Here is a 24,706-nt window from a genome sequence, read left to right as displayed (position 1 = left end):
TTTAATCACAAATTTAAGCGGTTGTTATATTTCCCTTTTAGGTAATTTTCTGCATGACATTTACCAACCAAATTGTCGCCATAGCGACATGCCGTACACCTTATAAACAAAAGTTTGGTATTCCAAGACAACCCGGACTCGTTGAAGCTCGCGGCTATGTCGAACTCGAACCTCATGTGAATCATCTCGATGCTGTGCGTGGCATAGAGCAATATTCCCACCTTTGGTTGTTGTTTTGCTTCCATGAAAATCTCGCCCAAGGCTGGAAAACCACAGTTCGGCCACCCCGTTTAGGTGGTAATGAAAAACTCGGCGTGTTTGCCACCCGCTCCACTTTTAGGCCTAATGGCATTGGTCAGTCGGTTGTTAAACTCCACGGGGTTGTGCAGCGTAAGGGCAAAGTGTGCCTTGAAATTTCGGGTATGGATCTTGTCGATGGCACGCCGATAATTGATATTAAGCCCTATATTCCCTTCTCAGATTCGATTATGAATGCTGTGGGCGGTATCGCCCAAGAAGCGCCTAAACTGATTAGCGTAGTGTTTTCCGTTCTCGCAACGACCCAGATTGATACCTATGGCAAACAGGACGCTTATACTGATTTAGCGATACTTATCCGCGGCGTATTGGGGCAAGATCCTCGCCCAGCATATAAAAAAGCCAAGGATGATCCTAAGTTATACCAAGTCGCTTTATATGATTTAGATATCTTCTGGCAGATGGCGGTCGATGACAATGAACGGGAATACATTCAAGTGCTCGAACTCAAACCGGGGAAATGTGGCTAAATGTCTGCGCCAACGCCTACATCAAAACCTGATTATCAAAGCCAACATAAAAAGCGCCTGTCTTGGATGCCTTGGCTGTATTTTTCATTAAAAGAAAAACACTTAGTCTGGGCAAAGCCTTGGCAGGATCAAGTACAAGCGGCTCTTTGTGCCCTCGAAACAGTCACCATAGGTGATAACTGTTTTATTGCCCCCGAGGCACAGTTATTTGCCGAACCAAATCGCGACATCAATATCGGCGATCGCTGCATGATTGCCGCCGAGTGTTTTTTACATGGGCCTATCACTTTAGGGAATGAAGTCGCGATTAATCATGGCTGCTCCTTCGATGGTGGTCGAGTGGGAATTCAGATTGGTGACCAAACTCGCATTGCCAACAATGTCACCATCTATGCCTTTAACCACGGCATGGCACCAGATACACCTATATATCAACAAGCCGCCAACTCCAAAGGCATTGTTATAGGCAAAGATGTGTGGATTGGCGCGCAGGCTGGGATAGTCGATGGTGTGACCATTGGCGATCACGCCGTGGTCGGAATGGGCAGCATCGTGACTAAAAATGTGCCCAACTGGGCTATTGTCGCTGGCAATCCTGCACGCGTGATTGGCGATAGGCGGGATAAGTAAGCAGAAACGAGAATCTTGATACTAGCAGCGCTCTTCCTCCGTTATCCGTTATCCGTTATCCGTTATCCGTTATCCGTTATCCGTTATCCGTTATCCAGCATCAAAAAATGCCATTTATCTGCCAGCTAACTGAATTTAACCTAAATCCCTAGGTGACATCACCAAAGCAGGTGATAAAATGGCGCCCATTCAACTCAAATTTGGACATCGGTAATGCGCGTCAGCAAGTACCTGCTATCAACACAAAAAGAAACTCCTGCCAATGCAGAGGTCATTAGTCATCAATTAATGTTACGTGCGGGCATGATCCGTCGTAATGCGTCTGGCCTTTACAGCTATCTCCCCACGGGCTTACGTGTACTACGAAAAGTCGAAGCGATTGTTCGTGAAGAAATGAACAAAGCCGGAGCGATTGAAATTCTAATGCCGATGGTACAACCGGCTGATTTGTGGGTAGAAACGGGTCGTTGGGACAAATTTGGTCCAGAGCTACTGCGCTTTAAAGATCGTCACAATCGCGACTTCGTACTGGGGCCAACCCATGAAGAAGTGATCACCGATCTCATTCGTAAAGAAGTCAGCTCATACAAGCAATTACCGCTGAACCTTTACCAAATTCAAACCAAATTCCGTGATGAAGTTCGCCCACGTTTTGGCATGATGCGCTCACGGGAATTCTTGATGAAAGATGCTTATTCTTTCCATCTTGACGTCGATACCATGAATGAAACCTATGAGGCCATGTACACAGCCTATAGCAACATTCTATCGCGTATGGGCTTAGCTTTCCGCCCAGTATTAGCCGATACGGGTTCTATCGGTGGCAGTATGTCACACGAGTTCCATGTTCTAGCACAAAGCGGTGAAGATTTAATTGCTTACTCAACGGGCAGCGATTACGCAGCTAACATTGAGAAAGCCGAATCACCTATGCCAACTGAACCACGCGGCGCAGCCACTGAAGCATTGCGTTTAGTCGATACCCCAAATGCAAAGACTATTGCGGAATTAGTTGAGCAGTTTGATTTGGATATCACTAAAACAGTCAAAACCTTAATCGTTAAAGGTGCGACCGAAGCCGCTCCGCTAGTGGCGTTAATCGTTCGTGGTGACCATGAACTCAACGAAGTCAAAGCTGACAAGTTAGACTTAGTCGCATCACCATTGGAAATGGCGCCAGAAGCGCTGATCCGTGACGCCATTGGCGCAGGTCCAGGTTCACTTGGCCCTGTTGGTCTGAATATGCCAATCATTATCGACCATAGCGTCAGCGTGATGAGCGATTTTGCAGCCGGTGCCAACGTGGATGATAAACACTACTTTGGTATCAACTGGGAGCGCGATCTGCCACTAGCCCAAGCGGCCGATATCCGTAACGTGGTTGAAGGTGAACCCACACCTGATGGTTTAGGGACTTATGCGATGGCACGCGGTATTGAAGTCGGCCATATCTTCCAACTCGGCACTAACTACTCTAAATCAATGAATGCCACGGTTCTTGATGAAAACGGTAAATCTCAGGTATTGCTGATGGGTTGCTACGGTGTTGGCGTGAGCCGTATTGTAGCCGCTGCGATTGAGCAAAACTTTGATGACCGCGGCATTGTATGGCCAGAAGCGATTGCGCCGTTCAGTGTGGGCATTTTACCTATGAATATGCACAAGTCACACCGCGTCACCGATATCGCCGAGCAGTTATACAAAGACTTAAGCGCAGCGGGTATCGAAGTGTTATTGGATGATCGTAAAGAGCGTCCAGGCGTGATGTTCGCCGATATGGAACTGATTGGTATCCCACACACTGTGGTGATTGGCGATCGCAATATCGATGCGGGCGTATTTGAATACAAAAACCGCCGCACAGGTGAGAAACAAGATATTCCGTTCGATCAACTTGTTGATTTCCTGAAAAATGCGGTTAAAAGCTAACGCTTAATGTTACTCAGATAAGCATGAAAAAACGCACTTAAGATTAAGTGCGTTTTTTATTGCCATTGAAAAGTCCATTTTAACGATCGTGAATATCAATACATCATCATTGGCTAAAATAGGGCAAACTCGGCTCATAGGTCTAGTTTAAATCAAAAAAGGCTTTAAGCTCATTCATTTGCTCCATTGCATCTTTATACCCTAAATCGATTAACGCACTGGTATAGGATTTTTCAAACAATAAGTAAGACACAATACTCGAATCTGACTGGCGATTAATGCCGGTAAAACCAAGTAAAACCCTTATTGCCCAAGGCATATCATCATAAAACCGCGCGGCAAGCTTACTTAAGTCTTCACTCGGTTTGATAACTAAGGTTTTTATAGGCTGTAACGTCAGTTTTTTACGGCTTTCCTCGGGGATCTGCGCCAAGGTATTATTGATCCGCTCTAATCTTTCAAGATCGCTATTAAGGGTATCTGAAAAGATAGTATCAAGTAGATGACCTGCAATAGTGGCTGTTTTTGGGTGGTATTCCAATTCCATCGGAAAGTGCTTATGCGGGCTATCTAAGTTAATCACTAATAGTTTTTTGGCACCTAAGTGGATAGGACTTGATAATGGTGCAAGTTGGTGAACCGAACCATCACCATAATAAGCCTGATTGAGCTTAATGGATGGAAACACCATAGGAATCGCTGAACTCGCTAATAAATGCTCAGTATTGAGCATCATACGTTGACCACTACGTCTTGCTCTTGTCCAATTATCAATATCCCGAGAGGCTTGAAAGAACGTCACTGAACGGGAATTGTTATAACAGGATGTATCCACACTAAGCGCAGTCAGTGAGCCACTGCGTATATTACGGTCAATCCGTTTGAAATCGATAAGTTCGTTAAGCAGTTTTCTTAAGGGATCATTATCAAGCAAACTACCCGCATCCGTATTCACTTTATCATCCTGCATTCCCTTAAGTGCCATTTTTGCTAAATGGCTCAATACCCCAAAAATAGAGGCACGATAAACTTTTCGAGTTTCAAAATGGCGCCAGACCCATTCCAGTTTTCTCACTCCAAGGTGAAAGCAAGATGCATGGGTCGCAATCGCAGTACCATTAATGGCTCCAGCGGATGTTCCGCAAATGATTTTAAAGGGAATACCATGGTTGCGTGGATAAAGCTGAACGAGTGCCTTTAACACGCCTACTTGATAGGCGGCTCGAGCACCACCGCCGCCGAGAACTAATGCTGTAGATGTTGGCAATGTACAGGCCCAATTAATTGTTTTAATAATTTATTAAAGCAATGCATATCGCTAAAAAGCAAGTCCGAGCACTTGATCCTTAGAGAATTTATGCAATTTTAAAGTTTTGGAAACAAATAATGTTGTTATAGAAACGAAGATCGAATAAATAACAATCCACAGCTACTTGTGCCTAACCTCAGCTCGAGAGTCTGAAAATCTCATACTAAAAACGTTGACATTGCAGCATACACGGCTAGGACTTTGTATATGTACATTGAAAATGATATAAGGAAAAAGCATTCATTAGGTCTATCTTAATTCGTATCACAATCTCCAAAACACATTAAAAAATAAGGAGTATTTCTTAAGCACAAGACTAAATATCAGTCAAAAGTTGGAATGCTTAAATAAATTTAACATTGAATATTGCACTTGAATCACCTATCATGCCGTACTAGATTAGCTAAAAATTAGGTTAATTTTTTCTAAAAGGGAATCACGATGAAAAAAACTTCATTAGCACTTGTTACAGCTTTAACTATGTTCGCTTCTGTATCTGTTAACGCTGCGGAAACTGAAACCGGTACTGCAACTGGTGGCGCAACCACTGGTGGTGCTGTTGGTGGTCTTGCTGCGGGTGCAATCGCTGCGGGTGCAGTTGTTGCGGGTGTTGTTGTAGCCTCTAACGGCTCTGATGGTAACCCAATCACCAGCACTGGAACTACAACGACTTCAAATTCTGGTGCTAACTAATCCATCTTGGATAATTAAAAACAACCGCCTATCGGCGGTTGTTTTTTTTGTTCACCCAGAGAAGAGTAGAAATAATTCCATTTCTTGAAATCACTCTCACATCTCTCTACATTTGATATTTATTACTATTGAGAATAAGCAACTCGGATGCGTATAAATAAAAACCTAGTGCGACTACTAACCATTTCCACCGTATTGATGGGCATAACGGGTTGTAGTCAACGAATTAGCGCCCTCAACGATACCATCAAATTAGCATTCCTCGGCGAGGATGACGTTAAGCTCACGTCTGAACAAGTGAAATCGAATCCCTATGCCAGTATTTATGCCAAGATAGGCGACACCCCTCAGGCATTTGTGGTTTTAGCCTTTGCAGAACCTAAAGTGACCCTTTCCAATGTTAGACCAGAGCCTGACAGCACAGAGCTCAAATGGTTATCTGCAGATAATGGTATGTTAGTGACAATAAATGGCCGCTTAATTAAAACCCATAATCTGCTGGAGGGTAATTTAGCTGCTGTAGAAAGCCATGAGCCTGATCCTATTGTGCTAGGTTTGCATTTAGACAACACCCCAAAAACCTGGACTCGCACACTCGACTGGCAACCTGGGTACCACTATGGTTATAAAGTGACTTCTCAATTTAAATTGATTGCCGACGAAAACGTCCTGATCAACGATACCCCAACGCAGCTATTACACTATAGCGAAACGGTATCTGTTGAAGGTCTAAATATTCAATATCAAAATGATTTTTGGCTAAAGCCAGATAATGGGCATGTGGTAAAAAGTCGTCAGAAAATTGCGCCTAATCTGCCTTTTATCGACATTATCTTACTCAAGCCATTTGCGTCTTAGGAGACACGATGAAATCCTATTTAACACCTTTGGCGCTGCTAGTGAGTTCAGTATTCTCGACAGTGGCTCATGCCGAAACTCAGCTGTTTGTAACAACCTCTTCGACTCTAGATGCACCACTGCATATCGTTTATCCTACTGGCATTCGTATTGGGCAAGCAGTGCAAGATGGATTACAACAACTGCCTCTCTATAATAAAACGAATAACAAAGAGGTTATGCCTATTTACTGGTTAGGCGCAGCCTTAGTGGATCTTGAAAATACCGCAGTATTAGAAACTAAACGCCAACAAGTACTCTCTCAGCTCGCGCAGATGGGAGAAGCTACGAATGATAGTCGCTACATTACTAAACTTGCCCAATTAGCGCAGTTTTTACGTGGCATTAAGCTGGGGCAGCGAGTCATGCAACCCTTAGATATTGATGCGATTCGTATTACCGAGTCTTATAACGCCATTATCGAGGGTAAATATCAACTCGTTCTCCCCCCTCGTCCCAGCACGATTACACTCGTTGGCGCTGTCTCTCAAACAGGCAATATGCCATGGCAGAGTCAAGCGAGCAGCAAAGATTATCTTCAACAAGCAGGTTTACTCGAGAACGCAGAAACCAGCTTTGTTTGGATTATTCAACCCGATGGCAACGCAATTAGACAACCTATCGCCTATTGGAATTACCAAGCACAGGATATCGCCCCTGGTGCAACACTTTTTGTTGAGTTTTCAAGCCTATTTGATGGCTACGCCAATTTAAATGAAAACATCATTGAATTACTCAAGAATCGGACTCTGTAATGAAAAAGCCTAGCCATTCCATCCATACCTTAGGCCGTTTATCTGCGCTTTCGCTGGCACTCTTGCCACTGTTACATGCCTCCGCTGATGAATTTGCTTATCCAACCCTGTTACCCTCGCAATCGGATTTTGGCGGTGTTGGCTTAATGCAAATGCCCACAGGTCGTATGGCCGCTGAGGGTGAATTTAATTTTTCGACCACATATAACGATGAATATCAACACTATACTGCATCAGTGCAATTGTTTCCTTGGTTTGAAACCACAGTACGATACACCTTAGTGCACGACTTGCTTTATAGCAACGATCCCAATTTTAGCGGTAACACTAAATACACGGATAAAGGCATAGACTTTAAAGTCCGACTACTTGAAGAAAGTTACTGGCTACCAGAAACATCTATCGGTGTCCGTGACTTTGGCGGCACAGGATTATTTGATGGTGAATTTATTGCCGCCACAAAAAGAGTCGGCCCTTTGGATTTTACGCTGGGTATTGGCTGGGGCTATATCGGAAATAGCGGTAATTTAACCTCGGATAAAAAAGATCTTAACTATAACTGTGACCGAGACACTTCCTATGGTGGTAAGGGCGGTGAAGTCGATTATCAGCGTTGGTTTAAAGGCTGTGCAGCACTCTTTGGTGGTGTGGAATACCAAACCCCTTGGGATCCCCTTAGGGTAAAAGTGGAATATGACGCCAACGATTACGAGTCTGACTTTCCCGTCGTACGGGGCGGTATAGATATGACTCAGGACAGCAAGTTTAACTACGGCTTACTGTATCGTTTTGGTAACTGGGGAGATCTGCATTTAAGCTATGAGCGCGGTAATACTTGGACGCTCGGCTTTAGCTTGCAGACGAACTTTAATACCTTAACGCAAATTAAACGCGATCCTGCTGCGGCTAAATATAAACCGCTACCCGCAGCACCTATGACCCAAGCGCAATTAGCACAGACGGAAGATACCCCATCAAGCGTAGCCTCAATTGATACTGCTTCATATCAAGAGAGCAATACGGACAACATTCAAGCAGATACGGCCCTAAACGTTGATAGCACAGTGAATACTGCATCTCTATCAACCGCTGCAACAGAAACGACTGACTGGAATAAGGTTGCGCAGGATCTGCAACGAATTGCAGGCTATAACAATGCAAAAATTTATCTTGCAGCAGATAGAATCACAGTTGTTGGTGAACAGACTAAGTTTCGCGATAGAAGCGAGGCTCACCACAGAACCGCGACAATACTCGCCAACAATAGCGCCCTATCCCAAATTAAAGAATATCGTCTGATTGAAACCCATTACAGTCAACCGATTACAGAAACCCGTATCGATGCTGAAAAATTTGCCAAAGTGGCCAATTTTGCATATCTCAACGCAAAAGTGAGTGATGCAAGCCAAGTCAGTGTACCGAGTGCCCCCCAAGGCACTCTCGTGACCCAAACAAACACAGACTGGCTAGACAAACTGGGATTTGATGTTTCTCCCACTATGGTGCAATCCTTCGGAGGCTCTGAAGGCTTCTATATGTTTAATATTGGAGTAACGGGTAGCGCAAATTATAAGTTTACCGATAACTTTGAATTTGGCGGTTCTCTTTACCTCAACTTATACGATAACTACGATAAGTTTTTATACGATGTGCCACCAGATGGTACTGACTTAAAACGTGTTCGAACGCTGATCCGTCAATACGTTCATGATAACCCTGTAAGGATGAATAACCTTCAACTCACTTGGATGGACAATCTTAGCGATAATGTCTCCTACCAAGCCTATGGTGGTTATTTAGAGATGATGTATGGCGGTGTCGGAACCGAATTTATGTATCGCCCACTCAATAGTCAATGGGCCTTTGGTATCGATGTCAACTATGTAAAACAACGGGATCCAGACAATATGTTTGGTTTCTTTAAAGACGAACATCAGTTTGACCCTCTCATCGGCCGAGCCTATAGAGTACAAACAGGCGCAATGACTGGGCATGCTACGGTTTATTATCAACCCGAGTGGTTCCCTAATACTTTACTCAGGGTCAGCGCGGGACAATATCTCACTGAAGATAAAGGTGTCACCGTTGATTTATCAAAACAATTTGATAGCGGAGTGATTGTAGGGGCCTTTGCCACTAAAACAAACCTGTCTGCAGATGAGTATGGTGAAGGCAGTTTTACTAAAGGCTTCTATATCTCGGTTCCATTTGATCTGATGACCATTAAGTCAACTCACAGTCGTGCTTTCCTCTCTTGGATACCACTGACACGAGATGGCGGTCAAATGCTTGGGCGTAAATATAATCTATTTGATGTTACAGATGCCCGTGCACCTTGGTACACCAAACCAAGCACTGAAAAATAGCGTGCAATTAGCAACCTAATAGTTATTTCTAAGTATGACCACATAATGGCAGGAACCGTTATCTAGACGGAACCTGCCATTATATTAAGCGCTTATATAACCCATTCAATACCATCTTCTTTCCTCTAAACATCATCCTCACCTCTACATGTCATCCTCGCGAACGACTGCATGGATGCAGGAGGTAGAATAACGCAGGAGCAGTTATCGATGAGGGAATCCAGCTTTTGGTTTTAGAGTCACTTGCTTTTAAAACACCAAAGGACGTTACTGTGGATTCCCGCCTGCGCGGGAATGACGAAGGAGCCTGTGAATAGCAAAGCCGTCATCCTCGCGCATGCGGGGATCCAGCTTTTGGTTTTAGAGTCACTCGCTTTTTAAACTCCCAAAGGACGTTATTGTGGATTCCCGCCTTCGCGGGAATGACGAAGGAGCCTGTGAATAGCAAAGCCGTCATCCTCGCGAACGACTGCATGGTCAATTTTGTTCCATACAAAATATGACATTCCCACCTTCCATGGTGGTCAGATGTAAGAGGTAGAACGCTTTATTAGAAAGAATACAGGGAGCAGTTATCAATGCGGGGATCCAGTTTTTGGCTTTTGAGTCACTCGCTTTTAAAAAAAACAAAGACGTTACTGTGGATTCCCGCCTTCGCGGGAATGACATAAGGCGTTAGATTCAAACCTGCGCGGGAATGACGAAGGAGCCTGTGAATAACAAAGCAGTCATCCTCGCGAAAGACTGCATGGTCAATTTTGTTCCGTACAAAATATGACATTCCCACCTTCCATGGTGGTCAGATGCAAGAGGTAGAACGCTTTATTAGAAAAAGTGCAGGGAGCAGTTATCGATGCGGGGATCCAACGATGACGGTGTACCATAAATCTTCCCACTTTGGATTTTGTGAATTAATCAAATTAATTTTCCACTCACGGCGCCATTTTTTTAGTTGTTTCTCACGACAAATAGCATCATACATGGAGGCATGAACTTCAAAATAAACTAACTGATCGACTTTGTATTTATGGGTAAATCCATCAACAATAGCGTTTTTATGCTGCCATATTCGCTGTTCTAAGTGGCTTGTCACACCAATATACAAAGTACCATTAAATTGGCTAGCCATAATGTATACATAGGGTTGCATAATCCATCCTTGAGTAGTGACAATCCATTTATACGTGATTTAAATAATAACTCAAAAACTGGATCCCTCCTGTGTAGAAATGGCAGAAGTGCTAGATTCTCACATGTTCTGGAATAAAGAATATGCGTAATTCCCACCAGTGCGGGAATGACATAGGGAACACTAAATCGTTATCCTCGCGAACGACTGCATGGTCAATTTTGTTCCATACAAAATATGACATTCCCACCTTCCATGGTGGTCAGATGTAAGAGATAGAACGCTTTATTAGAAAAAGTGCAGGGAGCTGTTATCGATGCGGGGATCCAGCTTTTAGTTTTTGAGTCACTTGCTTTTAAAAAAAACAAAGACGTTACTGTGGATTCCCGCCTTCACGGGAATGACATAAGGCGTTAGATTCAAACCTGCGCGGGAATGACGAAGGAGTCTGTGAATAGCAAAGCCGTCATCCTCGCGCATGCGGGGATCCAGCTTTTAGTTTTAGAGTCACTCGCTTTTAAAAAAACAAAGACGTTACTGTGGATTCCCGCCTGCGCGGGAATGACATAAGGTGCTAGATTCCCACCTTCGCGGGAATTACATAAGGTACTAGATTCCCACCTGCGCAGGAATGACATAAGGTGCTAAATTCCCACCTGCGCGGGAATGACGTAAGGCGTTAGATTCAAACCTGCGCGGGAATGACATAAGGCGCTAGATTCCAGCCTTCGAGTGAATAACAAAGGTTCTGAATTTATGCCTACATAGAAATAGCGAGGGATCTTACAATAAGTGCTTTAACTTTACTCCTCTGGGAGCTGCATTTCGATTTTTACACCTTGGTTTGGAGCCGAAATAAGCGAGATACGGCCATTAAGTTTTTGAGTGACAAGATTATGAATAATAGACATCCCTAAACCTGTACCACCCGATTGCTTCGCTGTCGTAAAAAAAGGTTCAAAGGCTCTTGCTTTAATATCATCAGACATTCCAACACCACTATCCTGATAGATGATATTGATAGTAGAACTCGTTTTATCTGCCTCAACGATGATCTGTTTCTCCCCCGTAAAATTATCAGGGAAACCATGGCGAAAACTATTAGACACTAAATTAGTAAAAATCTGAGCAATCGCCCCAGGGTAAGAATAAAGATAAATACCGTCATCAACATTAATCGTTAAGCTAATACTTTTTTTACGCATTAACGGTTTTAATGAGCTAAAAACCTGCAAAATATACGCTTTTAAATTAAATCGTTCCCGCTCCCAAATTGATTGATCCGCAGCCGTTCGCTTAAAGTTGTGCACTAACTCTGCTGCCCGCGCAAGATTACGATCAACAAGAGACAAGCCGTCTTGCATCGTAGTCATAAAATTTAAAAATTTTTCCTGATCGAGTTCATTAGATTCAAAGAATCTCTTAAGTAAGGCAAGTTCATCTAAACAATGAGTCACAGACGTCACCGCTATCCCTAGAGGGGTATTCACTTCATGGGCAACCCCTGCCACTAAACTGCCTAATGCTGCCATTTTTTCTTTTTCAATCAAATGATTTTGCGTCGCGCTTAAATGAGCTAAAGCGGCTTCTAGCTCCTGTGTCCGCAGTTCAAGATCTGCATTGACCACTTTTAACTGCCGTTGATAATCTAGAATGTCCCTTGCGCTTATCGATCGGGCAAATATTTCCGCCAAAGTCGACACAAACGCTTTGTCATCTGGCATCCATTCGCGAGGCTCGCCTTGATGCTCAACACAAATAATCCCTACCATTTTTCCATCGTGTCGTATTGGGCTAGCTAATATGGCAGTAATGTTGTTAGCGTTGAAATAAGTCGACGCTAATTCTTGAGTGGTAAAATCCAGTTGCCTATGATCTAGCACTATCGTTCGCTCGGTATCTAATAAGTCAAAATAATGGGGATATTGCACACGAGCCAGTGTCAAGGTTTGCTCTAATTGGGGATGATGGCTCAGATAAAAACACGATATCGATTGCCTATCTTCACTCAATAACCAAATACCTACCCGCTTAACATTCAGCCCTTTACAAACAGAAGATACAATCAACTGCGCAGCCACAGTTAAGTCTCCTTTATCAATCAAAGGGGACTGACTAACATCAAATAAAATCCTGTCAAACATGCGTGTCATGATTGCTCATCCTGTTAGCACTAGTAGGGTAAGTCTCTTTATTACTAATTTGCTTAGGTATGACGGGTCAAATTCGCCAAATATTAACATTTTTAAAAACGTCACAATCACACCATACAATCAACAAGACATTGCTTTCAGTATAGATTCAATCCAACAACTGGTTTGATTTAAAGGATAAAAAACGGCTAACGACCCAAAATACCGCATCAACACCATAACATTTAAGTATCAAGATAAAATCAATACGCCTATATAAGACACAATAGTTTTCCTGCCATAACATTAAGGTGCTGTGAATTTGGCTTGGTAAAGGTTGCCGAGTATGATGGTCGTTCATATTCTAAGTTTGAACTGATAGGTTGGAGCCAACATGAAACAATCACTTTTAGGTATCGCCCTTTTAGCACTCTTTACCACTGCATGCACAGATCCTGCGCCTAAACCAACAGACACTACACCAGCCCAAACTGAATCCGCGGCAAATACTCCTACAGGGGATACAAGTCAAAACTCACTCGATTGGCCCGGCAATTACGAAGGCGTACTTCCCTGTGCCAGTTGCGAAGGTATTGAAACGCATATCAGCCTAAAGGCCGATAATAGCTTTGAACTTAAAAGCATTTATTTAGGCAAAGATGAGAAGATTTTTAAAGTGACAGGTACCGCAGTATGGGATGCGCAAGGACAAAAAATCACCTTGGCCGATGGTACTCAGTATCTCGTTGGTGAGAACCAACTCATCATGCTAGACACTGAAGGTAAGCGTATCACTGGCGAATTAGCGGCTAATTATGTGCTGAAAAAGAAGAGCGAATAAGCAGTAATCTCAATCTAGCGTTGGCGATAAATTTTTGTATTCATAATCCCCATATATTACGCGGCATTTTAACTCTGATGCCGCAAGCCATTACCGAAACCTTACGCCGCCATATTACATTTAAGCCGTCATCCTCGCGAACGACTGCATGGTCAATTTTGTTCCATACAAAATATGACATTCCCACCCTCCATGGTGTTCAGATACAGGAGGTAGAACGCTTTATTAGAAAAAGTCCAGGAGCAGTTATCGATGCGGGGATTCAGCTTTTGGCATTTAAGTCACCCACTTTTACCGTACCCAAAGACGTTACTGTGGATTCCCGCCTGCGCGGGAATGACAAAGCCGTCATCCTCGCGAATGCGGGGATCCAGCTTTGGCTTTTAAGTCACTCGCTTTTAAAACACCCAAAGACGTTACTGTGGATTCCCGCCTTCGCGGGAATGACGAAGGAGTTAGAGAGTTACTGTGGATTTCCTCCGCCTACGCGGGAATGACGAAGGTGCATAGGAATAACAAAGAGGAAAGCATCTTTGCGCTTAACAGCGCAAACAAGGGCCTACAAGTCTTAAACCGTTAAAACAAAAATGCCAATTCAAATGAATTGGCATTAAGAAATACACTAAAGAAATAAACTAATCTTTACGAACCCAAGTCAAGATTTGCCACACATTAGATAACGCCCAGTTATAGCAGGCAAAAATACCTAAAAAAGCGACAAACATAATCCACTCTGGGACTTGTGAGAGTTCAGCCCAAATCCCAACGATGGCAAGTAAAAGTGAAGCGAATGAAATTCTAATCAGGGTTTGCTTGCGATTATAACCTGCTCGCTCAAAGATATGATGTAAGTGATCGCGATCAGGACTAAACGGCGATATCCCCTTTTTCACTCTTCTATACATAATCGCAGTCATATCCATTAACGGTATTGCAATTAAGTACAAAGCTGTTACGGGCGAAAACACTGCGACATTAGGCTGAGTACCAACACCAATAACCAAACAACCGTTAAGCCAATCAACATGCTGCCAGCATCGCCCATAAATATCTTATCTAAAGAAGGGAACGGCCAACGCAAATTGAATACTAAATAACCAATAATTGCACCAATAAACAACAAAGGTAATAAAAACCAGCTATTACCAGCCCAATAGAATAAAAAAGCCAACGATGAAAAAGTCACAAGGCTTAGCATCCCCGCTAAACCATCAATGCCATCGACCATATTAAAGGCATTGATAGCACCAATCACCGCGATAGTTGTAACAAAAATGCCAACATAGCCGAGCTTAAACTCAGAAAAATGCAGAATATGGCCAAATGTTGTCAGGTGTAATCCGGCACCAAAGATCAAAATCGAGGCGGTAATCACCTGTGCCGCAATTCGGACGCGTACTGACAAATCATACTTATCGTCCAGTACGCCAAGAAAAAGAATTAACGCAGCAGAAATAAGATATAAATTAAAGGTTTGGCTCTGCGGGATAACAATGCTGGAGACCAATAGCACACTACAATAGATAGATACCCCACCAATTAATGGGATAGCTCCTACATGTAGTTTACGCTCATTGGGTAAATCGACTAAACCGACACGCTGAGCGATAGGATTTAAGACTTTAATTGCAACACAAGTTAAACAAAAAACACTAAAAAGCAGTATGAGGTATTCCATCACTCTCTTCCTTAAGCTAAATACATCATGATTACAGTGGAGGCTAATCAAATTTTATTTCAAAAAAATGGCATTGGATTATAACAGTTGAAACGACAACAGATAAGCCAGCCTAAATTAAAAAAAACAACATTTCACTAAGGTATTAAATAGATTTAGAAATTTTTATATCTTTACGCCAAAAGGCCGTAATACGCCAGATGTTATTGATTAAACCAAAGTACAAAGCAAATGTTGCTAAAAATGCTAAAAACATAATATTTTCATCAATTTTGGCAAGTTCAGACCAAATACCGACTGCTACCATTATTGCTGCCGCGGTACAAATCACCATCAAGGATGAATGAGAGGACAACCCCATACGTTGGCAGATATGATGCAAATGCTCGCGGTCAGGTTTAAAGGGCGATTGGCCTTTACGAATACGGCGAATCATAATGCACACCATATCCATCAGCGGCAACGCAATTAACCAAAGTGCGGTCACAGGGCGAAGTGCAGTAGCTCGATCACCTTGGCTTGCCACAATCAGTAACCAAATCACCGTAAAGCCGATAAAAATACTCCCCGCATCCCCCATAAACACTTTAAAACGTCGCCCGAACGGAAAACCTAAATTTAACATGATATAAGGCAGCATCGCAGTAACGAGCAGCACACAAAAAATAGCAAAACCCTGCATGCCATTAAAATAGAACAGAATGCCTAAGCCACCAAAAGTAACAGAGGCTAATCCCCCCAATAAACCATCAATACCGTCAACCATATTAAACGCATTGATTGCACCGATAACTGCAAAAACCGTTAACAATATGCTGATAGGCTCAGGCAAATGTATCGCCTCACTCCCCATCAAATAGCCTAAGTTATGTAAACTGCGCTCACCGAGCACAATCATCAGCATCGAAACCGCAGCTTGGACAACAAGGCGAAACTTAAAACTGATATCATAACGGTCATCAATTGCCCCTATGACCACAAGAATAAAAGCGCATCCTGCATACAATTGTGGTGCCAGCAATAATTCAGGGGTTAGGAACAAGGCAAGTATTATCGTAAAGAAAATAGAAATCCCCCCAACAAGCGGGATCTGGCCTTTATGATGCTTACGCTCATTCGGCTTATCAACCAAACCAATCCGTTGAGCGACCTTGCGAAATACAAACAAACTGATAAAAGAAACTAAAAAAACAAATAAAACAGCGATATTTGTTGACATAAAAACCACTTAAAAATATGCAAAAAAGGAAAATGCAGCGGGGCCATTGGCCTTCTAAAAACGAGGGAGCTTCATGGCTAAAGCGTCGCTAGATTATATCGCCGTCATCCTCGCGAACGACCGTATGGTCAATTTAGTTCCATACAAAATATGACATTTCCACCTTCCATGGTAGTCAGATGCAGGAGGTAGAATAACGCAGGAGCAGTTATCGATGCGAGGCTCCAACTCTTATGCCGTCATCCTCGCGAATGTGGGGATCCAGATTCGAGGCAAAAACGGAAGCCATTCATGTGCCCGTCATCCTCGCGCACGCGGGGATCCAGCTTTTAAATTCTTGTTTTATATTCCAGATAATAAAAGACTTTACCGTGGATTCCCGCCTTCGCGGGAATGACAGAGAGGGCGTAATTCTCGCTTCTGCCGTCATCCTCGCGAACGACTGCATGGTCAATTTTGTTCCATACAAAATATGACATTTCCCCCCTCCATGGTGGTCAGATGCAGAAGGTAGAATAACGCAGAAGCAGTTATCGATGCAGGAGCCAGCTTTTAAGTAATTTTCGCTTCTGCCGTCATCCTCGCGCACGCGGGGATCCAGCTTTTAAGTTCTTGCTTTATATTTCAAATAATAAAAAATTTTGCACAGGGTAATACTTTAGTTGAAATGAAAAGCCAATTGAACGACCGATAATCAGGGCTGTGCGTTGCATATCAGTGTGACTTGCTAGGTTCTTGCTGCTATTGCATCTCTATCTGATAGAAGCGGCTCGGCAATTAGCGGCCAATCTATAGAGAAATCAGTATTATTCCACCCGAGCACATACTCATCATGAGGGGCATAATAGTCAGTACAGCGATAAATCACATCGGCAAACTCACTAAGCACATAAAAACCGTGGGCAAAGCCTGGTGGAGTCCACATTTGTAAACGATTATCCGCCGATAACACTCTCCCCACCCATTGGCCATAGGTAGGAGAGTTTGCACGAATATCCACAGCCACATCAAAAATACTTCCAGTACAAACCCGTACTAATTTACCCTGCGGTTGCAGGCGCTGAAAATGTAAGCCACGCAATACATTTTGCTGCGAGCGGCTATGATTTTCTTGTACAAAGATAGGGAGACTAAAACCTCTTTCAGTAAAACACGCATCGAAATAGGACTGCCTAAATGTCTCCATAAAAAAGCCTCGCTCATCTCCAAAGCGCTGCGGCTCAAACACTAAAACCTCTGCTAATTCCGTTTCAATACACTTCATGAAAAACCTGCCTATCCAGTAATCCGAGCAAATACTCACCATAACCACTTTTAACTAAAGGCAGTGCCAATTGTTCAGCCTACTTCAGATTAATTCCCCAATGCGCCACATCACCTAACAGGATATGAAATAACACTAAATCCTGGGGGAATATCCCGAATCCCCGCCTGCATAAGCGTAACTAGAGGGTAATAAATCATAGGTTATCCTAGATATGCAGTAGCGGTTCACACACAAGCTGCGTCATGGGATAAAGACGGTAACCTGTTCCTGCCAGTAAAATGCCTTTTCTCATTGATATATTTAGGATTGATAAGCCATGGTTAAGTACCCAAATTGTAACATAAAAAACCAGAGCAAACGGATGAAACAAACTGAAACTATTTAGTCCCCCCTTACTCCTGTGCCAGCACATGTATCAACAATACTCTTGCTCGTAGCCACACTCTCGACATCCTCGCGAACGACTGCATGGTCAATTTTGTTCCATACAAATATGACATTTCCACCCTCCATGGCGGTCAGATGCAGAAGGTAGAATAACGCAGGAGCAGTTATCGATGCAGGAGATCTGTCTTTTAAGTGTTTTTTCGCTTCCGCCGTCATCCTCGCGCACGCGGGGATCCAGCTTTTAAGTTCTTGCTTTATATTCCAGATAATAAAAGACTTTACCGTGGACTCCCGCCTTCGCGGGAATGACATAATGGAACGTCATTCCGATCTTTGCCTTCATCCTCGCGCACGGGGGGATCCAGCTTCTAAGTTCTTACTTTATATTCCAGATAATAAAAGACTTTACCGTGGATTCCCGCCTTCGCAGGAATGACAGAGAGGGCGTAATTCTCGCTTCTGCCGTCATCCTCGCACACGCGGGGATCCAGCTCCATTAAGACCATCCAAACCATTAAGACCAGCGTCATCCCCGCGCACGCGGGGATCCACCTGTGATTGTAAGAAACCTCAGAACTTAAATCGCGTCATCCCCGCGCACGCGGGGATCCAGCTTTTAAGTTCTTACTTTATATTTCAAATAACAAAAGACTTTACTGTGGATTCCCGCCTTCGTGGGAATGACAGCAAGGGCATAATCCTCGTCTTCGTCGTCATCCTCGTGCACGCGGGGATCCAGCTTTTAAGTTCTTACTTTATATTCCAGATAATAAAAGACTTTACTGTGGATTCCCGCCTTCGCGGGAATGACAGAGAGGGCGTAATTTTCGCTTCTGCCGTCATCCTCGCGTACGCGGGAAGCCAGCTGTTAGGTAATTTTCTTTATATTCCAGATAATAAAAGACTTTACTGTGGATTCCCGCCTTCGCGGGAATGACAGAGAGGGCGTAATTTTCGCTTCTGCCATCATCCTCGCGCACGCGGGAAGCCAGCTGTTAGGTAATTTTCTTTATATTTCAGATAACAAAAGACTTTACCGTGGATTCCCGCCTTCGCGGGAATGACAGCAAGGGCATAATCCTCGTATTCGCCGTCCTCCTCGCGCACGCGGGGATCCAGCTTTTAAGTTCTTACTTTATATTCCAGATAACAAAAGACTTTACCGTGGATTCCCGCCTTCGCAGGAATGACAGAGAGGGCATAATCCTCGTCTTCGCCGTCATCCTCGCGCACGCGGGGATCCAGCTTTTAAGTTCTTACTTTATATTCCAGATAATAAAAGACTTTACTGTGGATTCCCGCCTTCGCGGGAATGACAGAGAGGGCGTAATTTTCGCCTTCGTCGTCATCCTCGCGCACGCGGGGATCAGCTGTTAGGTAATTTGCTTTATATTTCAGATAACAAAAGACTTTACTGTGGATTCCCGCCTTCGCGGGAATGACAGAGAGGGCGTAATTTTCGCCTTTGCCGTCATCCTCGCGCACGCGGGGATCCAGCTGTTAGGTAATTTGCTTTATATTTCAGATAACAAAAGACTTTACCGTAGATTCCCGCCTTCGCGGGAATGACAGAGAGGGCGTAATTTTCGCTTCTGCCATCATCCTCGCGCACGCGGGGATCCAGCTGTTAGGTAATTTGCTTTATATTTCAGATAACAAAAGACTTTACCGTGGATTCCCGCCTTCGCGGGAATGACAGAGAGGGCGTAATTCTCGCTTCTGTCGTCATCCTCGCGCACGCGGGGATCCAGCTTTTAGGTAATTTATTTTATATTTCAAATAATAAAGACTTTACCGTGGATTCCCGCCTTCGCGGGAATGACAGAGAAGGCGTAATTCTCGCTTCTACCGTCATCCTCGCGCACGCGGGGATCCAGCTTTTAAGTTCTTACTTTATATTCCAGATAATAAAAGACTTTACTGTGGATTCCCGCCTTCGCGGGAATGACAGAGAGGGCGTAATTCTCGCTTCTGCCGTCATCCTCGCACACGCGGGGATCCATTTAGCTGGACGACGGTATATAACGTCCCCACCCCGTCATCCTCGCGTATGCGGGGATCCAGCTATTACCGTGTACCATAAATCTTGCCACTTTGGGTTTTGTGAATTAATCAGATCAATTTTCCATTCACGGCGCCATTTTTTTAGCTGTTTCTCACGACAAATAGCATCGTACATGGATACATGAGCCTCAAAATAAACTAGCTGATCAACTTTGTATTTATGGGTAAATCCATCAATAATGGCGTTTTTATGCTGCCATACTCGCTGCTCTAACTGGCTGGTTACACCAATATATAAAGTACCATTGAATTGACTGGCCATAATATAAACATAGGGTTGCATAGTTCATCCTTGAGTAGTAGCAATCCATTTTATAAGTGATTTAGATAATAACTCAAAAGCTGGATCCCCGCGTTCGCGAGGATGACAAAAGGAGCAAGAATGACAAACGGAGCGAGGATGACAAAATAAACAAAGTTCAAAAAACAAGCAAAGATGACAAACAGAGTTAAGTTCACCCATTGCTATAATGAAACAGTACAAATTCAGATCCGTAGTGTTCCTAAGCTCTAAGCTCTAAGCTCTAAGCTCTAAGCTCTAAGCTCTAAGTCTAAGCTATAGGCTCCAGGGCAAGCGAAGCGCTCTAAAAAAGCAAAGTGACGCCCTAGCTATAAAATTTGAGAATGCTTCTCTTAGCTTTCAACAAAGCCATTTAGCCGCCAGCTTACGAGCGTACTTCATCGCTCTGTTCAACTATCCATTTAACGGTTTTTCTTAGGCCAGACTCAAAAGACTCATACGGTTGCCACCCAAGTTCATGCTCAAGTTTACTGGCATCAATTGCATAACGAACATCATAGCCGGGACGATCTTCAACATGCTGTATTAAACCTCGAAAACCAATCCCATTTACAGCAAATGCATGGGGATGAGTAGGCGCTAACTCCTCCAATAAATCACAAATTTTCTGTACTACCTCAATATTACTGCGCTCATTCGAACCACCAATATTATAGGTCTGCCCTAGTCGCCCCTGAGTTGCGACTAAAAACAACGCTCGAACCTGAAGAATCCCCTGATGATTTACAAATAAATCATCAAATTAGGGTGGAAGCGCATCTTGTTGCATGATCAAATGGTTTCTCCAAAAACTACACTTGGACAACAAGATGCGCGAAGCCAATATCCTACAACATTCTTTACACCAATACTGCCCAGAACTTCACCTAAAACGATTAAACAGCTTGATGCTGGCCTCTAAGGCACTGATTGAATGTAAGACACTGACCTTGACTGAGTTAGGTCGAAATTTACCAACCACGGCCCGAACCAAGCACAACATCAAGCGCATTGATCGTTTGCTCGGCAACACGCATCTGCATCAAGAACGGTTAGCTGTCTACCAATGGCATGCCAGCCTCATCTGTTCTGGTAACCCTATGCCGATTGTGCTCGTCGATTGGTCAGACATCCGAGAGCATAAACGCATCATGGCTCTGCGCGCCTCAATAGCCTTCAATGGCCGCTCTATTACCCTGTATGAGAAGTCCTATCCCCTATCAGAACAATGCTCTAAGGCCTCCCACAACGGTTTTTTAGCGGACTTAGCCAAGATTTTACCTTTGCATGTTACCCCTCTCATCGTGACTGACGCGGGGTTCAAAGTGCCTTGGTACAAAGAGGTTGAGGCGCATGGTTGGTTTTGGCTAAGCCGTATTCGCGGTACAGTTCAATTTGCAGATATTGGCGCTGAAAATTGGCGTGCAGTTCGCAGTACACATGACTTGGCCAACGGTCAAGCGAAGAGCCTGGGTTGTAAGACCTTGACCAAAACTAACCCTATCAATTGCCATCTCACGCTTTATCGTAGCAAACCTAAGGGGCGTACAAATCAGCGTTCAACGAGGACTAATTGCCACCATCCATCGGCAAAAACGTACTCAACATCGGCGAAAGAGCCTTGGGTGTTAGCCAGCAATTTACCACCAGAATCTCGGAGCCCAAAGCAGCTGGTAAACCTGTACGCCAAACGTATGCAAATAGAGGAAACCTTTCGTGACCTCAAAAGCCCGGCATACGGCTTTGGCTTACGCCAAAGTCGTACCAACAGTCCAGAGCGATTCGACATCATCCTACTGATAGCGTTGATGGTTCAATGCCTGTTGTGGCTAGTTGGTTTACACGCACAGCAACAGGGCTGGGATAAGCATTTTCAGGCCAATACCATTGGGCATCGAACGGTACTCTCAACGATTCGCTTGGGATTGGAGGTACTCAGGCGGCCTGATTATCAAATCACGGAGAAAGAATTGCTGGCGGCCTGGGTATTATTCGCCAATCAGTTGCTCAAATATGGCTATGCTATGGCTGATTTATGAGGGGATCCTTCAGCACTACGTGTTGGGGAAATGGCGATTTTTAACTCTATTGTTAACACTTATGCAAATTATTTATAATGATATCAACAGAAAACTTCATTTAATAGATGTGTTATGATATTTGTAGCTGCTGATTGATTAATGCTTAAAATCATCTATGATACAAAATAATATTTTTATTGATGGATAATTTTTCTTTCATTTTACAGAAAAAATAAATCACAATTTCAAAAAACAAAAACATTACTGATTGGATAAAGTCATAATCTACAATGAGTGCTTCTACTTCAGTATGTCGTGCATACATAAATTTATTTCTTTTCAAAAAACAAGTTAATTTACCATACCAGGCGTTAGTTTTAATTTTTGAAAAATCAACTATGCTCAATTTGGCATTTTTTATACCATCAAGTCTTGCTTCATGAACTAATTGTCCAACAGCAGCAGGCGCGTTTAGGCATAAACCACCAGCGGCTCCTTTGCGGTAAAATGCTAATGACTCTTTGATATAGCCCAATAGACCACAATTAGCTAAATGTATATGAATACGATAATCAACAACCTTCCCATCGGCATCGAAAATATCACCAATCATATCACGACGATAAATCATAGAACTATTGTTTAAGAAATTAGACTTTTCTAACAAATAACCTATGGTGATTTTTGAAGGTATTTCCTCTGAATTATTAAAAACTCCAATTCGTGTGCCATGTTCATTTATAACAATAGCATTACTATATACAGCACAGCAATCACTATTGCCTTCTAAAAACTTAATTTGTTTTTCTAATTTATCTTCATGCCAGGAATCATCAGCATCACAATGTGAGACATATTGTGTTTTTGCTTGACGATGAACATATTTAAAGTTTTCGTACGCTCCTATATTTGTTGCATGTCTTATATGATTAATAAATTGATATCTTTTTGCATATTCAGCGCATATCTCAGAGGTGCCATCGGTAGATGCATCATCCGAGATAATGACTTGATATGAATAGTCTGTTTTTTGATTAACTATGCTATCTAAGCATTGCTCTATATACTTCTTTTGGTTATACGTAACAATACAAACAGTGACCATTGAATTATTCATTATCTTTCACCATTTTTATTTGTTTTATGCACTCATTTACATCCTGTGATGTTAGATATTTTGCTATCAACACAATTTTGTTTTTTGGTAGATTCCACCATTGTAAATTTAATAATTCTTGAATTTCATCAGGTTCAAACCGATATCTTATAATTCTTGCTGGATTTCCACCAACAATCGCATATGGAGGAACATCTTTAGTCACTAACGACTCTTGTGCGATTATAGCGCCATCACCGATAGTGACACCTTGCATAATTTTTACATTAGTAGCAATCCAGACATCATTACCAATTTTCACGGGAGCATGAAGTGTTAAATCATTTAAAGGAACATCTAACCCCATCATTACTTGGAATGGATAAGTAGAAACCCAATTCGTATTGTGTTTACCTCTAAATAAAAACTTAATTCCGGCCGCTATAGAGCAATACTTCCCAATTGAACTCCCAAAATGCAATTGTTCTACAACATTATGAGGCCCAATTAATTTTGGCTCTGGACCATAAGTTCCCTCCCCCCTGATCGTAGTTATACGATCATTTAGTCTTTGATTTCTTGATGAAAAAAATTTAACTTTAAACATCTTCAATAAATAAAAAAACATATAATAGTACCTTACAGGTATCAACTAGCCACTTATTATTTTTCTATGAAATTGTTTTCAACAGCCAACAACTCTCGCTTGCGATTTTTAATCTTTCTAGCTGGCGAACCGATGTAAACCCCAAAGGCTTCACAATCCTTGGTAACCAATGAAAGTGAGCCGATGGCAGCCCCAGCAAACAGGGTGACACCAGGCAACACGACCGAACCAGAGCCAATGATGACATGCTTACCAATGGTTACGTCGGCATGGATGACGTTAGTATATTTGGCAGGCACCATGGGGTTAGTCATATATTCGCCACTATAATCATCATTACTGGAATAAATAGCTACTTTTGATGAGATATTAGAAAAATCAGATAGTGTAATCTTGCCTGCACCAATTAAGGAACTATAAACCGCAATATGGATATAATTGCCAATCTCAATGCCCCCCTCGCCCGCCGACAAGACGCAAAAATCATCGATGCGGACATTGTTTCCAATTCGAATACGACTGACTCCATAAATAGAGGCTTTGTCAGAGATAAACACGTTATAACCCAGTGCAGCAAACCCCATAGAATTTAATTGTTGCTCGGTAAGAAACGCCATT

General features: G+C 42.9%; 21 protein-coding genes and 3 pseudogenes. 10 read left to right on the top strand and 14 right to left on the bottom strand.

The window, feature by feature from the left end; all coding sequences use genetic code 11:
- Nucleotides 1–53: 53 nt before the first annotated feature.
- The 3 genes from tsaA to SPUTW3181_RS07720 all read left to right on the top strand — a co-directional run bounded on the left by tsaA (nucleotide 54) and on the right by SPUTW3181_RS07720 (nucleotide 3,347).
- Nucleotides 54–788 (top strand): tRNA (N6-threonylcarbamoyladenosine(37)-N6)-methyltransferase TrmO, encoded by a 735-nt coding sequence (gene tsaA / locus SPUTW3181_RS07730; protein WP_011788831.1) that lies wholly within the window; start codon nucleotides 54–56, stop codon nucleotides 786–788.
- Complete coding sequence (locus SPUTW3181_RS07725) at nucleotides 789–1,418, top strand: acyltransferase (RefSeq protein ID WP_011788830.1); 630 nt, start codon at nucleotides 789–791, stop codon at nucleotides 1,416–1,418.
- 213 nt (nucleotides 1,419–1,631) lie between these two features.
- Entirely contained in the window at nucleotides 1,632–3,347 is a 1,716-nt protein-coding gene (locus tag SPUTW3181_RS07720; RefSeq protein ID WP_011788829.1) for a proline--tRNA ligase, read from the top strand.
- A gap of 142 nt (nucleotides 3,348–3,489) precedes the next feature.
- On the opposite strand, the gene SPUTW3181_RS07715 is transcribed toward SPUTW3181_RS07720, so the two are convergent.
- Nucleotides 3,490–4,614 (bottom strand): patatin-like phospholipase family protein, encoded by a 1,125-nt coding sequence (locus SPUTW3181_RS07715; protein WP_011788828.1) that lies wholly within the window; start codon nucleotides 4,612–4,614, stop codon nucleotides 3,490–3,492.
- Nucleotides 4,615–5,097: 483 nt separating this feature from the next.
- Here SPUTW3181_RS07715 and SPUTW3181_RS07710 point away from each other — a divergent pair, with 483 nt between their 5' ends.
- The 4 genes from SPUTW3181_RS07710 to SPUTW3181_RS07695 all read left to right on the top strand — a co-directional run bounded on the left by SPUTW3181_RS07710 (nucleotide 5,098) and on the right by SPUTW3181_RS07695 (nucleotide 9,367).
- On the top strand, nucleotides 5,098–5,349 hold the full coding sequence (locus tag SPUTW3181_RS07710; RefSeq protein ID WP_011788827.1) for a hypothetical protein: 252 nt from the start codon (nucleotides 5,098–5,100) through the stop codon (nucleotides 5,347–5,349).
- 147 nt (nucleotides 5,350–5,496) lie between these two features.
- Complete coding sequence (locus SPUTW3181_RS07705; RefSeq protein ID WP_011788826.1) at nucleotides 5,497–6,207, top strand: YjbF family lipoprotein; 711 nt, start codon at nucleotides 5,497–5,499, stop codon at nucleotides 6,205–6,207.
- Between the two features lie 8 nt (nucleotides 6,208–6,215).
- Complete coding sequence (locus SPUTW3181_RS07700) at nucleotides 6,216–7,001, top strand: capsule biosynthesis GfcC family protein (protein ID WP_011788825.1); 786 nt, start codon at nucleotides 6,216–6,218, stop codon at nucleotides 6,999–7,001.
- On the top strand, nucleotides 7,001–9,367 hold the full coding sequence (locus tag SPUTW3181_RS07695; RefSeq protein WP_011788824.1) for a YjbH domain-containing protein: 2,367 nt from the start codon (nucleotides 7,001–7,003) through the stop codon (nucleotides 9,365–9,367). The genes SPUTW3181_RS07700 and SPUTW3181_RS07695 overlap by 1 nt, the downstream gene beginning before the upstream one ends.
- Before the next feature lie 847 nt (nucleotides 9,368–10,214).
- Here SPUTW3181_RS07695 and SPUTW3181_RS07690 read toward each other — a convergent pair.
- From SPUTW3181_RS07690 to SPUTW3181_RS07685, 3 genes are all read right to left on the bottom strand, one after another.
- A complete protein-coding gene (locus tag SPUTW3181_RS07690) occupies nucleotides 10,215–10,517 on the bottom strand; it encodes a GIY-YIG nuclease family protein (RefSeq protein ID WP_011788823.1) in 303 nt (100 codons plus the stop codon).
- A gap of 91 nt (nucleotides 10,518–10,608) precedes the next feature.
- Nucleotides 10,609–10,740, bottom strand: coding sequence for a hypothetical protein (locus tag SPUTW3181_RS22225; RefSeq protein WP_264637150.1), 132 nt, complete (start codon nucleotides 10,738–10,740; stop codon nucleotides 10,609–10,611).
- Between the two features lie 559 nt (nucleotides 10,741–11,299).
- The gene (locus SPUTW3181_RS07685; protein WP_011788822.1) at nucleotides 11,300–12,649 is read right to left on the bottom strand and encodes a sensor histidine kinase; all 1,350 of its coding nucleotides are present in this window, start codon (nucleotides 12,647–12,649) and stop codon (nucleotides 11,300–11,302) included.
- Between the two features lie 373 nt (nucleotides 12,650–13,022).
- Here SPUTW3181_RS07685 and SPUTW3181_RS07675 point away from each other — a divergent pair, with 373 nt between their 5' ends.
- Nucleotides 13,023–13,469, top strand: coding sequence for a copper resistance protein NlpE (locus SPUTW3181_RS07675; RefSeq protein ID WP_011788821.1), 447 nt, complete (start codon nucleotides 13,023–13,025; stop codon nucleotides 13,467–13,469).
- Nucleotides 13,470–13,627: 158 nt separating this feature from the next.
- Complete coding sequence (locus tag SPUTW3181_RS07670) at nucleotides 13,628–13,966, top strand: hypothetical protein (protein WP_041408143.1); 339 nt, start codon at nucleotides 13,628–13,630, stop codon at nucleotides 13,964–13,966.
- Nucleotides 13,967–14,104: 138 nt separating this feature from the next.
- Here SPUTW3181_RS07670 and wecA (SPUTW3181_RS07665) read toward each other — a convergent pair.
- The 7 genes and pseudogenes from wecA (SPUTW3181_RS07665) to SPUTW3181_RS07630 form a co-directional block, all read right to left on the bottom strand.
- A pseudogene (gene wecA, locus SPUTW3181_RS07665) lies at nucleotides 14,105–15,147 on the bottom strand (UDP-N-acetylglucosamine--undecaprenyl-phosphate N-acetylglucosaminephosphotransferase).
- Nucleotides 15,148–15,292: 145 nt separating this feature from the next.
- Complete coding sequence (gene wecA / locus SPUTW3181_RS07660) at nucleotides 15,293–16,366, bottom strand: UDP-N-acetylglucosamine--undecaprenyl-phosphate N-acetylglucosaminephosphotransferase (RefSeq protein WP_011788819.1); 1,074 nt, start codon at nucleotides 16,364–16,366, stop codon at nucleotides 15,293–15,295.
- Nucleotides 16,367–17,093: 727 nt separating this feature from the next.
- Nucleotides 17,094–17,630 carry a dTDP-4-dehydrorhamnose 3,5-epimerase gene (gene rfbC / locus SPUTW3181_RS07655; RefSeq protein ID WP_011788818.1) on the bottom strand — a complete coding sequence of 179 codons (537 nt, stop codon included), beginning with the start codon at nucleotides 17,628–17,630 and terminating at the stop codon, nucleotides 17,094–17,096.
- An 82-nt stretch (nucleotides 17,631–17,712) separates the two neighbouring features.
- A pseudogene (locus SPUTW3181_RS22270) lies at nucleotides 17,713–17,925 on the bottom strand (sugar phosphate nucleotidyltransferase); the annotation flags it as partial.
- Between the two features lie 1,343 nt (nucleotides 17,926–19,268).
- Nucleotides 19,269–19,505 (bottom strand): hypothetical protein, encoded by a 237-nt coding sequence (locus tag SPUTW3181_RS07640; RefSeq protein WP_041408137.1) that lies wholly within the window; start codon nucleotides 19,503–19,505, stop codon nucleotides 19,269–19,271.
- A 553-nt stretch (nucleotides 19,506–20,058) separates the two neighbouring features.
- On the bottom strand, nucleotides 20,059–20,367 hold the full coding sequence (locus SPUTW3181_RS07635; RefSeq protein WP_011788817.1) for a GIY-YIG nuclease family protein: 309 nt from the start codon (nucleotides 20,365–20,367) through the stop codon (nucleotides 20,059–20,061).
- Nucleotides 20,368–20,749: 382 nt separating this feature from the next.
- Nucleotides 20,750–21,088, bottom strand: a pseudogene (locus tag SPUTW3181_RS07630) (GDP-mannose 4,6-dehydratase); the annotation flags it as partial.
- A 106-nt stretch (nucleotides 21,089–21,194) separates the two neighbouring features.
- Here SPUTW3181_RS07630 and SPUTW3181_RS07625 point away from each other — a divergent pair.
- Complete coding sequence (locus SPUTW3181_RS07625) at nucleotides 21,195–22,403, top strand: IS4-like element IS10A family transposase (RefSeq protein WP_001206290.1); 1,209 nt, start codon at nucleotides 21,195–21,197, stop codon at nucleotides 22,401–22,403.
- Between the two features lie 151 nt (nucleotides 22,404–22,554).
- Here SPUTW3181_RS07625 and SPUTW3181_RS21325 read toward each other — a convergent pair whose 3' ends face one another.
- From SPUTW3181_RS21325 to SPUTW3181_RS07610, 3 genes are read right to left on the bottom strand one after another with little or no spacing between them, the layout of a single operon-like run.
- On the bottom strand, nucleotides 22,555–23,502 hold the full coding sequence (locus tag SPUTW3181_RS21325) for a glycosyltransferase (RefSeq protein WP_011788814.1): 948 nt from the start codon (nucleotides 23,500–23,502) through the stop codon (nucleotides 22,555–22,557).
- Nucleotides 23,495–24,109 carry a CatB-related O-acetyltransferase gene (locus tag SPUTW3181_RS07615; RefSeq protein WP_011788813.1) on the bottom strand — a complete coding sequence of 205 codons (615 nt, stop codon included), beginning with the start codon at nucleotides 24,107–24,109 and terminating at the stop codon, nucleotides 23,495–23,497. The genes SPUTW3181_RS21325 and SPUTW3181_RS07615 overlap by 8 nt, the downstream gene beginning before the upstream one ends.
- A 35-nt stretch (nucleotides 24,110–24,144) precedes the next feature.
- Entirely contained in the window at nucleotides 24,145–24,705 is a 561-nt protein-coding gene (locus tag SPUTW3181_RS07610) for an acyltransferase (protein WP_011788812.1), read from the bottom strand.
- Between the last annotated feature and the right edge of the window lies 1 nt (nucleotide 24,706).

This window comes from Shewanella sp. W3-18-1 (assembly GCF_000015185.1).
Lineage (GTDB): Bacteria > Pseudomonadota > Gammaproteobacteria > Enterobacterales > Shewanellaceae > Shewanella > Shewanella putrefaciens.
Note: the sequence above shows the minus strand (reverse complement) of the source record. Positions and strands in the feature narration are given on the sequence as shown.